Below are 16951 nucleotides of genomic sequence, written 5' to 3' on the forward strand. Positions count from 1 at the left end.
TGAAATATGCTGCGTGAGGTGGACATTGTCGATGCGCACCATCATTTCGTCAATCTGCCCGACCTCGCGTACCCGTGGATCGACGATCGCCCACCCGCGCTGACCGCCCTGCTGTCGAATTACTACGACGCGGCGCGCCGATACGTGCCGCACGACTACCGGACACAGGTCGGCGGGATACCCGTCACGGCCTCGGTCGCATGTGAGTTCGGCGCAGCGGACGGTGTCGCGGAGGCCCTCTGGGTTCAGCAGTGCGCCGACCGTGTCGGCGTTCCGAACGCCTTCATCGCGGCCGTGCAGCTCGAATCGGATGGTCTGGCAGATGTTCTTGCGCGATACCGGGATCTGCCGGTGGTCCAGGCGGTGCGGCAGCCGCTGTACTGGGCGGACGACCCCGTCAAGCGTCTGGGGGCGCGGGGCGACTACCTGTCGGACCCGGCCTGGCTGCGCGGGTTCGAGAAGGTCGCCGATGCGGGATTCGTGTGGGATCTGCTGGTATACGACGAGCAGCTACCCGACGCGCACGAACTCATTGCGGCGTTCCCCGACACCACCTTCGTGTTGGAGGCGGTCGGTTGGCCCGTAGACCTCACGGCCGACGGCTTCTCCCGTTGGGAAGAACTCCTCGGTGCGGTGAGTCGGTTTCCGAACGTCGTCCTCAAGTTTCAGGGGATCGCCCTCATCTTCGGAACCTCCCCGGACGCGATCGGCAGCTGGGTGCGGACGGCGCTCGGGATCTTCGGCGCCGGACGATGCATGTTCGCCTCCCATTACCCGATCGACCATCTGCTGTGGGACGGCGAGACCATGGTGTCCACCGTGCAGGCAGCCCTCGACGACCTGCCGTCGGCGGAACAGGCTCTGTTCTTCGGCGACACCGCGCGGCGGGTGTATCGCCTGCCGGCGCGCTAGGCTCACAGAACGCGCCACATCGGAGATCAGACGTTCGGGGGTCGGTCCGGGACGAGGAGGGCGCCGATGTCTTTGCCGATGGGGACGGCGTTGTTGTTGTCGGAGTTCGCTTTCGGCCCGAGGGTGCAGTAGACGACGATCGTCGTGTCGGTCTTCGTGTCGTAGAACGCGACGCCGTTGTAGCCACCGAACGCCGGGTTCATGTAGAGCCAGTCGTCGATGTGGACGACCCCGAACGCGAAGTATTTCTGCGCCGTCATGGGGCCGAGGCCGGCGGTGCTGGGGGCCATCATTTCCTTGAACTGCTCCTCGGAGAGGAGCTTGCCTGCGGCGAGCGCGCGTACCCACACGGAGACGTCGGCGAGGGTGGAGTTCATGTTGCCGCTGTTGAGGAATGCGGTGGGGTTCCAGAACGTGGAGTCCTCGAAGACGCCGCGTTCATTCGTGTAGCCGTGCAGCGTCGGCTCCGTCATCTGGGGTGTGAGGACGACGTCGCTGGAGTTCATGCCGAGCGGGTCCAGGATGCGCTGCTGGATCAAATCGTGGAGGGTCGTGCCGGTGGCCTTCTCGAGGACCACGCCGAGCAGGCACAGGTCGCTGTGGGCGTACGCCCAATTGGTGCCGGGTTCGAACAGCGGCGGCCGCGCGTTGGCGAGGTCGAAGATCTGCTGCGCGGTGAAGCCCGCCATCGGGTTGGCGTAGAACTGCTTCAGGAATTCGGGGTCGGTGACGTAGTCCGCGATGCCCGTGGTGCTGTTGGCGAGCATGCGCGGGGTGATCTTGTCGGCCCGCGGGAAGTCGGGGACCCATTCGGCGATGGGCTTGTCGAGGGGGACGACGCCGTCCTTGTCGAGTTGCAGCAGCACCGTCGACAGCATCGGCTCCATCGGCTGACCCACCCGCAGTTGCATGTCGGGTGTCGCGGGGACGCCGATCGGGGATCCGCCCAGCGCGCCGACGGTGACCTGCTCGTCGCCGCGCCACACCCCGAACACGGCGGACGACAGGTCCAGTTCGCTCATCTTGCCCTGGACGATCTGCTCGATCTTCGCGACGTCGGGGGATTGCGGGGTTGTCGACGCCGTTCCACCGCTCCCGGTGTCGTCCGATCCGCAGGAGAGGGTGGCGAATCCGATGGCGACGGCGAGTGCAGCGGATGCACCGCGTCGCATCCACCGGTGAGTCGGCGTACTCATAACGGACGATCCCTTCGACGAGCGGGAATCTTGCGGGAGCAGCGATACGTGAATCTACCGTCGCCGACGCCGCGCGGGGAGCAAACGGCGGGTGTGCCCGGCCGATCCGGTGACCGTGGTGCCGCCGGTCGGGCAGGATCGGAGACATGAAGTACGTGCTGCTGATCTGCGACGACGAGTCGGTATCGCCGACGAACGAGGAGCTCGAGGCCGACCCCGTGCATCAGGCGTGGTGGGCCGACGTGCAGCGGCGCGGCGGCCTGCTCGTCGGCCAACGGTTGCGGCCGGTGGTGGACGCCACGACGGTGCGGGTCCGCGACGGTGAGACTCTGGTGTCGGACGGCCCGTTCGCCGAGACGAAGGATTTCGTCGGCGGATTCGTGATGGTCGACTGCGCCGATCTGGACGAGGCGATCGAGATCGCGGCCGGCCATCCCTACGCGAGGTGGGGCGGCGTCGAGATCCGCCCCGTGTGGGAATGACGGAGTCCGAGAACCGAGTCCGTTCCGCCGTCGATGCGGCGTTCCGGGACGAGTGGGGCCAGGTGGTTGCGACCCTGATCGGGATGACGGGGGATTGGGATCTGGCCGAGGACTGCGCGCAGGACGCGTTCGCCGCCGCGTTGACGAGCTGGGAACGCGATGGCGTTCCGCGGCGCCCCGGTGCGTGGCTCACCGCGACCGCCCGCAACCGTGCGATCGATCGGCTGCGCCGCGACGCCGTGGGTGCGGACAAGGTGCGCCGGCTCGCCGTGCCGGTCCGCGACCAGGACGAGCTGCCGCACGACGAGATTCCCGACGGGCGGCTGCGGCTGATCTTCACCTGCTGCCATCCGGCGCTGCCGTTCCCGGCCCGGGTCGCGCTCACCCTGCGGACGTTGGCCGGTCTGAGCACCGCCGAGATCGCCCGGGCCTTCCTCACCGCCGAGTCCACGATGGCGCAGCGCCTCGTCCGCGCGAAGCGGAAGATCCGCGAGGCCGGGATCCCCTACCGGGTACCGCCCGTCGACCTGCTCCCGCAGAGACTGACCGCCGTCCTGGCCGTGCTCTACCTGATCTTCAACCAGGGCTACGACGAAGAAAACGGAGAACGGGCCCTGACCGCCGAGGCGATCCGCCTGGCCCGGCTCCTCGTCCGGCTGATGCCCGGGGAACCCGAGCCGCGCGGTCTGCTCGCGCTGATGCTGCTGCACGAGTCCCGGCGCGTGACGCGCACCGACGCCGGCGTGCTCGTCACCCTGGAGAACCAGGACCGGACTCGGTGGGACCAGACACTGATCGCCGAAGGAGTCGCAACGCTCGACCAGGCGCTGGCAATGCGACGAACCGGTGCCTACCAGGTGCAGGCCGCCATCGCCGCCTGCCACGTCACCGCACCCGACGCGGCGAGCACGGACTGGCCGCAGATCGCGGCCCTGTACACCGAGTTGGCGCGGCTGGCGCCGTCCCCGGTCGTCGATCTCAACCACGCCGTCGCGGTCGCGATGGCCGACGGCATCCCGGCCGGTCTGGCCCTGGTCGACGAGATCGCGGCGTCCGGCCGGCTCGACCGCTACCACCTGCTGCCTGCGACCCGGGCCGATCTGCTCCGCCGGGACGGCCGGGCCGCCGAGGCGAGGTTGGCGTACGAGCAGGCCCTGCAGCTGGCACCGACCGACGCCGAGCGTCGCTACCTGACCGGCCGCCTACGCGAACTCTGAGAAATCTCGAGATTCTCTCGCGATTGTTGTCGATCCCGGATGGCATCCTTCGTCGGTTGGTTGAAAGCCCACCTGGAGGAAAAGGAGACTGTCGTGAACACCGAAACGACCCCACCGGCGCCGTCCGTCGTCGACCACGCGACCTACCAGGCCGAACTGGACGCGTTGCGGGTGCGGGAGAAGGCGCACACCCATGAAGGCGACGCGATCGCGGCGGCCCGCCGGCGACTGCCGATGGTCGAGGTGGATCCCACCATCACCCTCGTCGGCGCGGACGGACCGGTCCCGCTGCTGGACGTGTTCGAGGGCCGCGGCCAGTTGATTGCGTACTTCCACATGTGGCACACCGACCAGCCCGTGGCCGAACAATGCGAGGGCTGTACGTTCTTCAACGGCCAGGTGCGGGAGCTGTCGTACCTGCATTCCCGTGACGTCACATACGCCACGCTGTGCCAAGGCCCGTACGACGTGAGCGTCGGCTACCGCGACTTCATGGGTTGGGATGTGCCCTGGTACTCCGCGCAGGACGCGGCGGATGCTCTGCTCGGCGACCGCCCACGGTCGCCGGCGCCGCTGGTCTGCTATCTGCGGCAGGGCGGCCGGGTGTTCGAGACGTTCTGGACCAGTGGCCGTGGCCTGGAACCGATGGCCCCGACGTACGGTCTCCTCGACATGACCACGTACGGCCGTCAGGAATCGTGGGAGGATTCGCCCGCCGGGTGGCCGCAGCGGTGGGAGCGTCGCACGCGGGACATCATGCGCACCGACGGACGGCCCACCGCCCAGTGGTCCCGGTTGCGTGACCGCCCGTGAGTACTTGTTAACCGCCCGACGTTAATAAGTACTCACGGGCCGAAGGCACACCGGAAGGTCCTGCACGCCATAGATGTTCATATCGGGCTCGAGCTTCACCTCGCCCGCCGGGACGGCGAGTGGTCGGCCGGTTGCGGCGCCCGCCGGCCAGTTGCTTCTGCTCTGGAAATACTGGGTGGCCTCGGGTTGGTCGGTGTATTCGAGGAGGTTGCCGACGTGGGCGGCGAGGACGTCGCGGACTCGGGCTGGGATGGCGAAGAAGAATTCGCGGCGCAGGTTGGCGTGGTTGAGACGTTGCCCGGTGAACGCGGTGTGCAGTGCGTTTTCGAGTGTGATGGCGTCGTCGGAGAAGTACAGGGCGTAGATGTCGAAGGGAAAGGGCACGGAGGCGCTGCCGAGCTCGCGGACCCGGTCGGTGGGATCGAGGCGCCGGGGCATGCCGATCGTGACGACCTCGCGCACCTTTTCGATGCCTCTATTGACGGAAGTGCCAGGTCCAAGCGATGATTTAGGTATCCCACCTGCGGGTGGGGAGGGCCCGTCCCTCTGTTGGAGATCACTCATTGGGCAGCACCACAACGGTCGCTGTCGTCGCGTGTCCGCCAACAGAAGGAGGTCCACATGGCCCAACCCGAAATTCTCGTCTCGATCGCCTTGGTGATTGCCGCGTGCTTTGTCTTCTTCGTGACCGCCTGCCTGGTCACCGCCATCCTCATTGTCATCCTCACCGGCAGCACCGCCGGTCTCCGCGACTTCGCGAAGGTGATCGTCGCCCTCGGCCGGGTGATCCGATTCTGGTTCCGGTTCGGTAACTGACGCCGAGCCCTCAAACGCGAGGACAGTCCCCGGCCTCGGGCCGGGGACTGTCCTCATTTCGGGCAGGTCGTATCCCAGCAGGTCGCGAACGTTGACGTCGAGCAGGCGCGACTGGTCGTGCGCGAGAATTGGAATAGGGCTGCGCGCCAACAGGTGCCGGACTCCTCGCCGCTCAGTGCACCGCCGTGCGCCGAGTCAGGTCGGCTCGGTGGTGGTCCCGCCGGTGATCGGTGCCGCCTGCCGGTCGGGACGGTCCATCCGCTGGAGATGGGCCTTGATCCACTCGGTGGTGTGTGTCCGTGCGGAACCTGGGGGCGTGTACTCGGCCGGTCCGTCGGTCACGGCGTCCTTTCGTGTGGAGTAGTAGCGAAGGGCGTTCGGGTGGCGTTGCGTCATCGGTGGTCGGTCCTCCGGGGGCGGCTGATGGCGAGTACTCATGGAAGAGAGCGTGCCCGCACGGATTGAACACGCGGTAAACACCGTCGTCGGTGTGAGTCTTTCGAGCGACGCCTGCCGATCGAGATCTTGCTCGCCCGGCGCTCTTACGCTGGGAGGACCACGACACCAGCGGGAGAAGGATCATGAGTTACGAAGCGATCTACGACGGGGTCCGTTATCCGCTCGCCGATGCGGCCGCCGCCCACGGCCTCGAGGACGCCATCAGGGGCATCTTCGAAGACCGCGGCAACGGCGGATTCGTCGGTTTCGTCAGCCAGAACTCGACAGTTCGCCTCCTGATCACGCCGGCGACTCCGGTCGCGATTCGAGGCAGCGACGAGCCGAACCCGAGCGTCGTCTCTCGCTGGTAGCCGCGCGTAAGGCTATGCCGCGACGGCCGATCAGGACGCTGACGCCGACATCTCGGAGTCGTTGGAGCACAACAGGAACGCTGATCGGTGGGCATGGCCGACGGACAGCGCGGGCTCCGCCGAGCACATCATGTCGGCAGAGCCCGACGCCTCGTCGTTTCAATCCTGCTATTCGCGGGAAAGCATGGCCGCGGCTTCGCGTTCGAGGTCGACGTACGGTTCGCCGCTGACATCGACCGCGATCCGGTTGAGGGTGCCGCCGGTGAACGCCCATGGGGTGGTGCCGGGGTAGTCGTCGGTGACCGCCTCGCCGCTGTCGCGGCCGGCGTTGAGACCCTCACCACCGACTCCGAATTTCCCTGCTTGCGTCCGGATTCGGCCTTCTCCGACTTTCCGGTCCCCGTGGTACAGGCTCAGGGTGCCGTGGGCGGTGCCGGGCGGGTCCTCCCCGTCCTTGTCGAAGGAGGCGGCCAGGATCAGGTTGCGGCCTGTGGGCAGGTCCTCGGTCGCGTCGATCTTCTGCTGTTCGCTGCCGAGGAAGTTGTACACGTAGTGCAGCCGGTTGTCCTTGACGTAGAGGGCGTGCCCACCGAACCGGCCGCCGTGCGCGAACAGCACCCCGGACGCCCCCGGATCGGGAAGATCGACCAGCGCCCCGATCGAGTAGGAGCGGTTGCGGATGCTGACCGCCACCGACTCGGGCACCTCGGCCCCGCCGGGGCGGTACACGTACCGGTTTCGTGGGGGCGCAAGTTGTGGTCGGGGGGTGGTGAGGATCTCGATGGCGGAGCGGTCGTCGAGCGGGTACGCCTGGTTCGCGCCGGCCTCGTGGAACCACAGCCCGACCAGCTCGGCGAGTCTGCCGGGCTCCGCGGCGGCGAGATCGTGGAGTTCGGCGCGGTCCGCCTGGGTGTGGTAGAGCTCCCAGGCGTCCTCCGGGAAGTGGCTCCACCCGCTGATCGCGGGGTGCGTGGTGACGGCCTTCCAGCCGTCGTGCCAGATGCCCCGGGTCCCGAGCATCGAATAGAACTGGGTGTGTTTGGCGGTCGGAATGGTTGCAGCGTCGAAGCTGTAGCGCATGCTGACCCCTTGCAACGGGTGCTGGGTGTGGCCCTTGACCATGTTCGGCAGTTCGATTCCCAGACAGTCGAGCACGGTGGGGACGATGTCGATTGCGTGGTGGTACTGGTCGCGGGTCTCGCCGCGCGCAGAGATGCCGGCCGGCCAGGACAGGATGCACGGGTCGCAGGTGCCGCCGTTGAACGAGTAGCGTTTCCACATCTTGAACGGAGTGTTGAAGGCCATCGCCCACCCGTTCGGGTAGTGGTTGTACGTTCTGGTACCGCCCAGCTCGTCGAGCATCGTCATATTCTCGGCCAGATCGTCGGCCACACCGTTGAAGAGTTTGTTCTCGTTGACCGACCCGTTGGGTCCGCCCTCGCCGCTGGCGCCGTTGTCGGAGACCAGCACGATGATGGTGTTGTCGAGCTGCTCGATCTCCTCGAGGTACGCCAGCAGGCGGCCGATCTGGTTATCGCAGTGCGACAGGAACCCCGCGTACACCTCGGCCATCCGGGCGAAGAGCCGTTTTTCGTCGGCGGACAGGGTGTCCCAGGGGCGGGTGACGTCCAGCGGCGGGAACGGCAGGCCGTCGGGTCCGGTGCGGGTGTCGGGGGTGCCGATCGGGTTCAGCGGGGGAAGTTCGGTGTTCTGGGGAACCAGGCCCATTTCCTTCTGCCGGGCCAGGGTCCGCTCGCGCATCGCTTCGTAGCCGTCGTCGAACCGGCCCCGGTAGCGGTCGGCCCACTCCTTCGGTACCTGGTGCGGGGCGTGCGCGCAGCCCGGCGCGTAGTACAAGAAGACCGGCCGGTCCGGGGCGATCGCCTTGACGTCGTCGAGGTATTGGATGGCCTTGTCGGTGATGTCGACGCTGAAGTGGTAGCCCTGCTCCGGGGTGGCGGGCTGCTCGACGGGATGGTTGTCGTGCACCAAGTCCGGGTACCACTGGCTGGTTTCGGCGCCGAGGAACCCGTAGAAGCGCTCGAAGCCGCGGCCGACGGGCCAATTGCGCTTGGTGGAGGCGAGGTTCATCTCGTCCTCGGCGCACAGGTGCCACTTGCCGACCATCGCGGTGGAAAAGCCCTGCTCGACCAAGATCTCGGCCAGGGTGGCGCACTCGGGCGGGATGTGCCCGTTCGCGCCCGGAAACCCGATCGCCGCCTCACTGATGCAGGCCATCCCGTTGGTGGTGTGGTTACGCCCGGTCAGCAGGCAGGACCGGGTCGGCGAACACAGCGCGGTGGTGTGCCACTGCCCGTACCGCAGCCCTTTCGCGGCGATCTTGTCGATGTTCGGCGTCTCGATCGGCCCGCCGTAACAGCCCAAAGCCCCGAAACCGACGTCGTCGAGCACGATGTAGAGGACATTCGGCGAACCGGGCGGCGCCTTCGGTTGCTCGTACGGACCCCAGTCCGGGATCGAATCACGAATATCGAGATTGACGACACCTCTGAATGGATTGGCCATGACCGGCTCCTCGATCGATCGGGTCTGCCCCCCTTCATTCACGAAAGCACTACCCACCCGGTCATCGCCAGAGGCTAATGGGGTAACAGTTCGGCGGGACGACCCGCGTGACACGCAAGACCACTGCGCTGGCGTCGTGAGCCGAATGCGGCGATTGTGCGCGGCTCCCACGCACCTGTGCGGTGTCCGGATCTGGGTGTGCGGCGAGACCACCGACCCGTCAGGACGCGCCGGACTGCTCGGCCGTCGGCGGCCCGCGCCCTCTGGGTTCGAGTGCCGCATTCTCCTTGCGTAGTCGTGCCAGTTCGGCGCGGTCGGCATGCCTTGGTGGGTGCGTTGCGTACGACCGCCGAGGTACCCGCTTCAGGGCAGCGCATGAAGACCGATCCGAGCTGCGCGGCGGCTGCACCAGCTGCCAGCGCCGCGGCCAGCCCAGCGCCGGTGGTGATGCGGCCGCTGGCCAGGTGGTGAGGGTGTCGGAGGCGAGTAGGTTGGCGGCGATCCGGTCGTGTCGGCGGTGCACCAGCGACGTCAGTGTTGGAGCACGGGTTTCAGGGACGAAGCAGTACGGCAAGCGCAGCCGGGAGGTTCCGCCGGATCGGGGTTCCGTCGTGTCGGCATTTGTTGCAGGAGGCGGCGCTAGATACAAGCAATACAAACTGACTAGTTAGTTGTTATGATTGCGGTATGGCACGGGACTCAGAAGCGACGAAGAAACGAATTCTGGACGCGGCCACAACTGAGTTTTCGAAGTTCGGGATCGCGGGAGCACGTGTCGACAGGATCGCTGCTGAAGCGCAGGCCAACAAGTCGCTGATCTATGCGTACTACGGCAACAAGGACGGCCTCTTCGACTCGGTCTTCAGCAGTCAGGTGGTGGCGTTCACCGACTCTGTTCAGTTCGATGCCGCCGACCTGGCCGGGTACGTCGGCCGGGCTTTCGATCTTTACGAAGACAACCCGTCGACGCTGAGGTTGGCAACCTGGTACCAGCTCGAGCGGCCCGACGGGGAGCCGCTGCAGTCCATCGCGGCATCGAATCAGTCCAAGCTCGAAAAGATCGCTCAGGCACAGCAGGACGGGCATCTGCCGACTCAGTACACAGCCCACGAAATTCTTACCATTGTTCGCGCACTTGCCATGTCCTGGCATATCCAGACACCCGAGCTCGGCGCCGCCGCACCCCGGGACAGAGCGCGCCGACGCCAGGTCGTCGTCAGCGCGGTCGAGAACCTCCTCTCGGCCTGCGAGTGAACATCTCGGACTGCGCGCGTTCCGGTGCCTGGAGCCTCCGATGAGAACCCTGGAGAGTGGTGTGGTGGTCACTCACAGCGCAGGAGAGCGTCCTGCCGGACTGGGTATCGGCTCTGCCCTGCAACCGTCTGGATGTCGACGGCCAAGCGTCGTGCCGGAACGGATCGATGGTTCGGTCCGACACGACGCCCGGAGCTAGAGGGAGTTGGGCGTCAGCCGACGGGGTCGACTGCGGGCTGGACCGGGCGCTCCCGGCCGGTGTTACGGGCGCTCAGGCTCTTGCCGCTCGATTCCACCGTTGTCCAGACCATGGTTGCCCCGAGCACGGCAACGATCGCGACCATCACAGCTACCCACTGTGCGCCGCCGTCCGCGGCGGTGATCAGGGAGGTGGCGATGACCGGGGCGAGGCCGCCGAGGATGGCGCTGCCCTGGTATGAGATCGATACCGCCGTGTAGCGAGACTCGGTCGGGAACATCTCGGTCAGTAGCGCCGCGATCACGGCCTGCATACCGATCGCGACCACTGCGAACACGACGATGAAGGCGAGGAACAACAGGGCGGTGTTCATGGTGTGGATGGCCCAGAAGAAGGGATACGCGATCACGACGAGCGTGAGTGCGGCAGTGATGTATACGGTGCGACGCCCGACACGATCGGACAGCGAACCGTAGAGGGGCATGGTCACGGTGGACAGAGCCCATCCGACTGCGAGTGCGGTAAGCACGATGGAGCGGCTGTGGCCGGCGCCTACCGCGTAGGAGACCGCGAAGCTGCCGAACAGCGAGGACGACATCGTCGAGGGCAAGCTGGCGAAGAGTCCGCGCAGCAGTGCGCCTCGGTTATCGAGGAGTGATCGGCTCAACTTCACGGATTCGCCTCGTTCGGCGTACGCCACGAACAGGGGACTTTCAGTCACCTTCAGTCGCATGTAAAGACCCACGATGAGGAGTCCGAAGCTCAGCAGGAATGGTACGCGCCAGCCCCATGAGAACAGCTGCTCATCCGGGAGTTGGGTCGTGAGTGCCATGACCAGGGTCGATGCCACACCTCCCGAGGCCATTCCGGCCTGGCCGATCGCTGTGTAGAGGCCGCGGCGACCGTTCGGCGCGTGCTCGGCAGTCATCAGTGCGGCACCGCCCCATTCTCCGCCGACCGAAAAGCCCTGCAGAATACGAAGAAGAACGAGGAGGATCGGTGCGATTGCTCCGACCTGGTCGTATGTCGGAAGGAATCCGATCAGGCCACTGCCGATCCCCATGATGGTCATAGTCATGAGAAGGGTGGACTTGCGTCCGTAGCGGTCGCCGAGGTACCCGAAGACGACGCCGCCGAGCGGGCGCGCAACATAGCCGGTGGCAAGGATGGCGAAGGATGCCATGGTCCCGAGGGCGGGACTGAGGTTCGAGAAGAACAGTGGGCCGAACACCAGGGCGGCAGCCGAGGCGAAAAGTGTGTGGTCGTAGTACTCGATCGTGTTGCCGAGGTAACTGGAGATGGTTACGCGACGCACTTCCTGTTGGGAGACAACGGTGTTGCCGTGTGTCTGGTCCAGGGGAAGATTGGATGGGTCTCCACTCATTGCTGAATTCCTCTGATGGTTGGTATGCCGTGCGTCTGAAGCGGGTGAGCAGACTGGCGGCCTCGTATCCCGGGGTGTGAGGTTGGTCCTATGATTACCCTCTATGTGACGTGCGTCAATACCGAATGTCGTACCCATTCCAATGGCGGAGTCCGGACCGACACATGGCGGGTAGTAGGCAGCGATTCGCTCACAAATGGCGGCTGAACTGCGACGAGGTATCGAATAGAGTGGTCGGCACCACACGTTTGCGACGCCGTGGAACCACTGGGAAAGCGTGAAGAATGTGGCACATATCGAATAATCATTGAACCAAGGGTCTATCGTAGGGGTACCCCATATGACTCCACCCCGAATCTTGCTTCTGATCCATGGCGACGATTGCGAGCTCGACTGCGAGAAAACGAGTTACGGGTGCGATCAGCCGCTGAGCGAATCCGTTGTGCGAGCAGCGCAGCGGCGTAAAGGTGCTCGGTGGGTGAGCAGGCAGTCATAGCGGACATATCCCATCGATCTGATCCAGACAGGAAACGCGACCTGATGACTCGAATCGACAGAGCCAGCTTTCGACGCCGTCTCGAAGGCAAGGACCCGATTATCGTGCCGTACACGCCGGACGCGCTCACCGCGCGGTTGTGTACGCGCCTGGGGTTCGAGGCGGGGTATCTCGGCGGCGGAGGCCTGGGGTATTCGCTGGCGGTGTCCGAGGCGCTGCTGACTCTTACCGAGCTGGCCTCCGCCGTGGCTGCGGTGCGGCGTCGGTCCACCCTGCCGCTCATCGTCGACGGGGGAGTCGGATTCGGTGATGCCGTTCACCTGACCCGTACCGTGGCGGAACTGGAGACGGCGGGAGCGCACGCGATCGAGATCGAAGACCAGGTCGCGCCGAAGCGGGTGAGCCATCACCGCCATATCGAGCACCTCGTTCCGGCCGAGGAGATGGTCAAGAAGGTACGGTTCGCCGTGCAGGCGCGCGAGGATCCTGACCTGCTGATCATCGCGCGAACCGGGGCGATCCAGAACGAGGGTTTCGATGACGCCATAAACCGCTGCAGGGCCTATCGCGATGCCGGCGCCGACGCTGTGATGTTGCTCCCGGAGGGGTCCGAGCAACGGGCCCTGATTCCGGAGAAACTCGACTGTCCGGTTGCCACGTTGACGTCATTGGATCTACACACACCCGACGAGTGGGCGGACATGGGTTACGCCCTGGTGATCGACCCCGTCACCGGCCAAACCGCCGCCTGGGCGGCGATCACCGAGGTGTATCAGCGGCACGCCCAGGGCCGGTCCAGCGGCCGAAATCCCGCGGACGCCTTCCGGATCTGGGAGGAGTTCCAGGAGATCGCGGGGCTCGAGGAGTTGTATGAGATCGAGCGCGACACCACCGAGCCGGGAACGTAAGTTCCGCCGAATCAATGTGCTCTATCCTCTTGCGAGGAGGTTGGTCCTATGATTAGCCTAATTGATGAAACAACGTCCGTTTCGAAAGTGTGAGGTCCTGATGCTTCAACCTGAACTCAACGAACGACTCAGCCGCGTCGGCAAGGGCACTCCCGCTGGAGAGCTCTACCGGAGGTATTGGCTGCCGGTCGCCGCCGCGGCAGAGCTCGACGAGAACCCGGTCAAGCCGGTGCGCATCCTCGGCGAAGACCTGGTGCTCTACCGTTCGGAGGCAGGAGAATTGGGTCTGGTCGCACGCAAGTGTCCGCACCGGGGTGCGTCGTTGGCGTACGGGTTCCCGGATGGGCCAGGGCTGCGGTGTGCGTACCACGGGTGGCTCTTCGACGGCACGGGTAGTTGCCTCGAACAACCCAATCAGGAACCGGCCTCGCCGCGCCTGCGAGAGCGCGCCTCGATCACCGGCTATCCGGTGCGTGAGCTCGCCGGCCTGATTTTCGCCTACCTCGGCGAAGGGCCCGCCCCGGCGCTGCCCTTGCTCGATTTGTTCACGCTCGAGGAAAACGACACGCAGTTCCGGGACATCGGATCGGCGATCATCCCCTGCAACTGGCTCCAGATCATGGAGAACTCGTTCGATCCCACCCACGTCGAGTGGTTGCACGGCAAGTACTTCAACTACACCCTCGAACGTGCCGGCGAGGAGCCCACCGAACTGGCCGGTCACCACATCAAGATCGGCTTCGATCTCGTCGACTACGGCATCATCAAGCGTCGTCTTCGTGAAGGCCAGACCGAGGAGTCCGAGGACTGGCGGACCGGGCACCCCGTGTACTTCCCCCACATTCTCAAGGTGGGCGGATACGGACTGCAGTCGCTGCAAATTCGTGTTCCCGTCGACGACACGAACACCCTGCATTTCTGGTACTGCTGGTTCGACGTGGAGGAGAAGTTCTCCCATCTGGTCCAGCAGGTCCGACAGCTTCCTGACATCTACGACGTCAAGCTGCAGAACGACGACGGCACCTTCCGTATGGACACCATCGACTCGCAGGACGCGATGGTGTGGGTGACACAAGGACCGATTGCGAGCCGCCACGACGAGAACCTCAGCTCCTCAGATCAGGGCATCGCTCTATTCCGGACCCTGCTCCGAAAGCAGCTCGACGCCAACGAGGCGGACGAACCGGTGATGAACGTGTACGACCCGGCCACCGAAAGCAATGTCATCGAGCTTCCCATGGAGCGTAAGGAACTCGGCTTCGGCGGCGCCTCCAAGGGCAACCCCGTCTCGGCGTTCCTGCGGACCCAGAGCCTGTACAGTCCTCGACTGACCGCGCTCTCGAAACTGATCGATGCCGAGGCCGAGCAAGCGAGCCGAGTCCCTTCATGAGAACCGATCTCATCGAGTTCGCCAGGAATTCCAATCCGAACCGCCAACCCTGCGAGCACCCAGGGCACGTGAAAACCGGCAGTATCTGCGCGGTCTGCGGAGAGTGGCTCCCGACCGCAGTGTGCCGGGAACGCGAGTGTGGGTGGATCGTGGCCATCGGTGAGGACACCATCATCGCGGCCGTCGAGCACAACCAACAGACCCGCCACCCGGTTCGGGTGTACACCGAATAGCTCCCGCGGGCGACACGCCGGCAATCCTGCCACCTATTCCCCCTCTCATCACACTCTTCAAACCAAGGAGCATTGTTCATGCCTCGCAAGGTAATTGACGTACACGGCCACATCGTGGCCCCGTCGGAGCTCTACAGCTACCGTGAGTTCCTCATCGGCACCCGCGGTCACTACGGCCGCCGTCTCAAGGGCTTCTCCGAGGCACGCGAGGGTATGAGCCACGGCCGGACCGGAGTCATCCCCCCGGAGGAACTCGAGCACTTCGCCCGCGAGCACATCTCCTGGCTCGACCACGTGGGCACAGACGTGCAGCTCGTCTCGGCGCGCCCATACAGCCTCATGCACTCGGAGAAGCCGGCCCGCATCGTCCACTGGTGGGCGCAGACGGTCAACGACGCCATCGCCACCCAGTCCGCGTTCTTCCCGGATCGTCTGCAGGGAATGGCCAACCTGCCGCTGGCATGGAACGCCCCGATCGAAGACTGCTTCGACGAACTCGACCGCTGCATGAACGACCTGGGCTTCGTGGGTGTGCTCCTCAACCCCGACCCGAGCGAAGGCCGTGCACCCCAGGAGGTTCCGGGCCTGGGCGACGAGTACTGGTACCCGCTGTACGAGAAGCTCGTCGAATACGAGGCACCGCTGCTCGTGCACTCCGCCGGATGCGTGTCGCTGCGGGAGAATCAGAGCCTGCACTTCATCTCCGAAGAGAGTGTGGCCGTGATGTCGCTCGTGCAGTCCGAGGCCTTCGAGGTGTTCCCTGATCTCAAGGTCGTCGTTCCGCACGGTGGCGGCGCGATTCCGTATCAGCTCGGACGCTTCCGCGGCACTTACTGGGAGGGCACCGGCCGCACCGGCACCTTCGACGAGGCAGTCCGCAAGTGCTACTACGACACCTCGCTCTACACCGAGGAGGCACTCGACCTGCTCGTCAAGGCCATCGGCGCCGACCGGATCGTCCTGGGCACCGAGCGTCCCGGCGACGGCTCGCACAAGAAGACCACCACCGAAGGATGGGCCGACGACATCGCGGCCGTGCTGCGCGGACTGCCCGGCGCCGAGGAAAAGGGTCTGGACCAGATGCTCGGCGACACCGCCCTCGACATCTTCCCGCGCCTTCGCAAGAACCTCGAAGCGGCAGGATCGCTGTGACCAGCATCCTCGAACCGTCCGTCGACACCGCCGAACGCGACTCACTGATTCAGTTGGTCCGTGATTTCGCGCGCAGCGAGGTCGCCCCCCGGGTCCAGGCGTACGACGAGGCGGAGTCGATTCCCCTCGACCTCCTCCAGCAGATGGCGGGCCTCGGATTCTTCGGCGGCGTGGTCCCCATCGAATGGGGCGGTATGGGTCTTGATCACCTGACCTTCTCGATGATCATCGAGGAGATCTCACGGGTCGATCACTGCCTCGGTGTCTTCATGAGCATGCCGTCCGCCCTCGTCGGCGGCGGCCTGCTCGCCTTCGGCACCGACGAGCAGAAGGAGCAGTGGCTGCGCCCGCTCGCCGAGGGGCAGATCTTCGGCGGCGCCGGCGTGACCGAGCCGCGCTCGGGCAGCGACGTCGCCGGTACCGAGACGCGGTACACCCGCACCGGAGACGGCTTCGTGCTCAACGGCGCGAAGGCGTGGATCACCAACCTCGACAAAGCCTCGTTTTTCGTGACATTCGCGACCAACGACCCCTCACTGGGTAAGAAGGGTTTGTCGGCGTTCATCGTTCCCGCCGACACACCGGGCGTCATCAAGAACCCGATGCGTAACAAGCTCGGATTCCGGCCGCTGTGCAGCGGTGACCTGGTGCTCGACAATGTCCAGCTCGGTCCTGACGCTCTCCTGGGCGAGGAAGGCGACGGCTTCACGGTCGCGATGACCGCCGTCGAACGCGGCAGACTCGCCGTCGCCTCACGTGCGGTGGGGCTTGCCCAGTCCTGCCTGGACGCATCGGTGCAGTACGCGAAGGACCGCGTCGTGTTCGGTAAGCCGATCAGCAGCTTTCAGATGACCCAGCAGAAGATCGCCGATATGGCGGTCTCGATCGAGGCGGCCCGGTTGCTGACGAACAAGTGTGCGACCGCGATGGAGGCCGGAAGCCGTGCGCGGACCGAAGCGAGCATGGCGAAGATGTTTGCGAGTGACGCCGCGCAGGCGGCGGCCACCGATGCGGTGCAGATCCACGGTGCCTACGGTGTCTCCGAGGACTACGGCGTCGCCCGGGCGTATCGCGATGCGAAGGTGTTCCAGATCGTCGAGGGCACCAACGACATCCACCGTCTCCTCATCTCCCGCGATGCGCTCAACAGGGGAGGTCTGTGAC

The 16951-nt window shown here is 65.4% G+C and carries 18 protein-coding genes; 12 read left to right on the plus strand and 6 right to left on the minus strand.

Annotated elements, in window-relative coordinates; genetic code table 11:
• The first annotated feature begins 6 nt into the window (after positions 1-6).
• Positions 7-912 (plus strand): amidohydrolase, encoded by a 906-nt coding sequence (locus P3H15_RS23310; protein WP_276139398.1) that lies wholly within the window; start codon positions 7-9, stop codon positions 910-912.
• A 26-nt stretch (positions 913-938) separates the two neighbouring features.
• On the opposite strand, the gene P3H15_RS23315 is transcribed toward P3H15_RS23310, so the two are convergent.
• Positions 939-2108 carry a serine hydrolase gene (locus P3H15_RS23315; RefSeq protein ID WP_276139399.1) on the minus strand — a complete coding sequence of 390 codons (1170 nt, stop codon included), beginning with the start codon at positions 2106-2108 and terminating at the stop codon, positions 939-941.
• 146 nt (positions 2109-2254) lie between these two features.
• Between P3H15_RS23315 and P3H15_RS23320 the strand changes: the two genes are divergently transcribed.
• The 3 genes from P3H15_RS23320 to P3H15_RS23330 all read left to right on the plus strand — a co-directional run bounded on the left by P3H15_RS23320 (position 2255) and on the right by P3H15_RS23330 (position 4620).
• Complete coding sequence (locus P3H15_RS23320; RefSeq protein WP_276139400.1) at positions 2255-2590, plus strand: YciI family protein; 336 nt, start codon at positions 2255-2257, stop codon at positions 2588-2590.
• Positions 2587-3807 (plus strand): RNA polymerase sigma factor, encoded by a 1221-nt coding sequence (locus P3H15_RS23325; protein ID WP_276139401.1) that lies wholly within the window; start codon positions 2587-2589, stop codon positions 3805-3807. Before P3H15_RS23320 ends, P3H15_RS23325 begins: the two co-directional genes overlap by 4 nt.
• Before the next feature lie 93 nt (positions 3808-3900).
• Complete coding sequence (locus P3H15_RS23330) at positions 3901-4620, plus strand: DUF899 family protein (RefSeq protein ID WP_276139402.1); 720 nt, start codon at positions 3901-3903, stop codon at positions 4618-4620.
• Positions 4621-4641: 21 nt separating this feature from the next.
• Here P3H15_RS23330 and P3H15_RS23335 read toward each other — a convergent pair whose 3' ends face one another.
• Positions 4642-5082 (minus strand): GIY-YIG nuclease family protein, encoded by a 441-nt coding sequence (locus P3H15_RS23335; protein ID WP_276139403.1) that lies wholly within the window; start codon positions 5080-5082, stop codon positions 4642-4644.
• A gap of 159 nt (positions 5083-5241) precedes the next feature.
• Here P3H15_RS23335 and P3H15_RS23340 point away from each other — a divergent pair, with 159 nt between their 5' ends.
• A complete protein-coding gene (locus P3H15_RS23340) occupies positions 5242-5436 on the plus strand; it encodes a hypothetical protein (RefSeq protein WP_005565087.1) in 195 nt (64 codons plus the stop codon).
• Between the two features lie 195 nt (positions 5437-5631).
• Here P3H15_RS23340 and P3H15_RS23345 read toward each other — a convergent pair whose 3' ends face one another.
• Positions 5632-5874, minus strand: a complete 243-nt coding sequence (locus P3H15_RS23345; RefSeq protein WP_276139404.1) for a hypothetical protein — start codon at positions 5872-5874, stop codon at positions 5632-5634.
• A gap of 143 nt (positions 5875-6017) precedes the next feature.
• Between P3H15_RS23345 and P3H15_RS23350 the strand changes: the two genes are divergently transcribed.
• Positions 6018-6245 carry a hypothetical protein gene (locus P3H15_RS23350; protein ID WP_276139405.1) on the plus strand — a complete coding sequence of 76 codons (228 nt, stop codon included), beginning with the start codon at positions 6018-6020 and terminating at the stop codon, positions 6243-6245.
• Positions 6246-6413: 168 nt separating this feature from the next.
• On the opposite strand, the gene P3H15_RS23355 is transcribed toward P3H15_RS23350, so the two are convergent.
• Together P3H15_RS23355 and P3H15_RS23360 are read right to left on the minus strand one after the other, a co-directional pair.
• Positions 6414-8771, minus strand: coding sequence for an arylsulfatase (locus tag P3H15_RS23355; protein WP_276139406.1), 2358 nt, complete (start codon positions 8769-8771; stop codon positions 6414-6416).
• 74 nt (positions 8772-8845) lie between these two features.
• On the minus strand, positions 8846-9235 hold the full coding sequence (locus tag P3H15_RS23360; protein ID WP_276139461.1) for a nitronate monooxygenase: 390 nt from the start codon (positions 9233-9235) through the stop codon (positions 8846-8848).
• 223 nt (positions 9236-9458) lie between these two features.
• On the opposite strand from P3H15_RS23360, the gene P3H15_RS23365 reads away from it, so the two are divergent.
• Positions 9459-10025 (plus strand): TetR/AcrR family transcriptional regulator, encoded by a 567-nt coding sequence (locus P3H15_RS23365; RefSeq protein WP_276139407.1) that lies wholly within the window; start codon positions 9459-9461, stop codon positions 10023-10025.
• Between the two features lie 212 nt (positions 10026-10237).
• On the opposite strand, the gene P3H15_RS23370 is transcribed toward P3H15_RS23365, so the two are convergent.
• Positions 10238-11608 (minus strand): MFS transporter, encoded by a 1371-nt coding sequence (locus P3H15_RS23370; RefSeq protein WP_276139408.1) that lies wholly within the window; start codon positions 11606-11608, stop codon positions 10238-10240.
• A gap of 540 nt (positions 11609-12148) precedes the next feature.
• Here P3H15_RS23370 and P3H15_RS23375 point away from each other — a divergent pair.
• The 5 genes from P3H15_RS23375 (at position 12149) to P3H15_RS23395 (ending at position 16950) form a co-directional block, all read left to right on the plus strand.
• The gene (locus P3H15_RS23375) at positions 12149-13012 is read left to right on the plus strand and encodes an oxaloacetate decarboxylase (RefSeq protein WP_276139409.1); all 864 of its coding nucleotides are present in this window, start codon (positions 12149-12151) and stop codon (positions 13010-13012) included.
• Between the two features lie 100 nt (positions 13013-13112).
• Entirely contained in the window at positions 13113-14402 is a 1290-nt protein-coding gene (locus P3H15_RS23380; protein WP_276139410.1) for an aromatic ring-hydroxylating dioxygenase subunit alpha, read from the plus strand.
• A 68-nt stretch (positions 14403-14470) separates the two neighbouring features.
• Positions 14471-14635 (plus strand): hypothetical protein, encoded by a 165-nt coding sequence (locus P3H15_RS23385; RefSeq protein ID WP_276139411.1) that lies wholly within the window; start codon positions 14471-14473, stop codon positions 14633-14635.
• Positions 14636-14713: 78 nt separating this feature from the next.
• Positions 14714-15787: an amidohydrolase family protein gene (locus P3H15_RS23390; RefSeq protein WP_276139412.1), complete on the plus strand. Its 1074-nt coding sequence runs from the start codon at positions 14714-14716 to the stop codon at positions 15785-15787.
• Complete coding sequence (locus P3H15_RS23395; protein WP_276139413.1) at positions 15784-16950, plus strand: acyl-CoA dehydrogenase family protein; 1167 nt, start codon at positions 15784-15786, stop codon at positions 16948-16950. The genes P3H15_RS23390 and P3H15_RS23395 overlap by 4 nt, the downstream gene beginning before the upstream one ends.
• Position 16951: the final 1 nt, after the last annotated feature.

This window comes from Rhodococcus sp. T2V (assembly GCF_029269925.1).
Lineage (GTDB): Bacteria > Actinomycetota > Actinomycetes > Mycobacteriales > Mycobacteriaceae > Rhodococcus_F > Rhodococcus_F koreensis.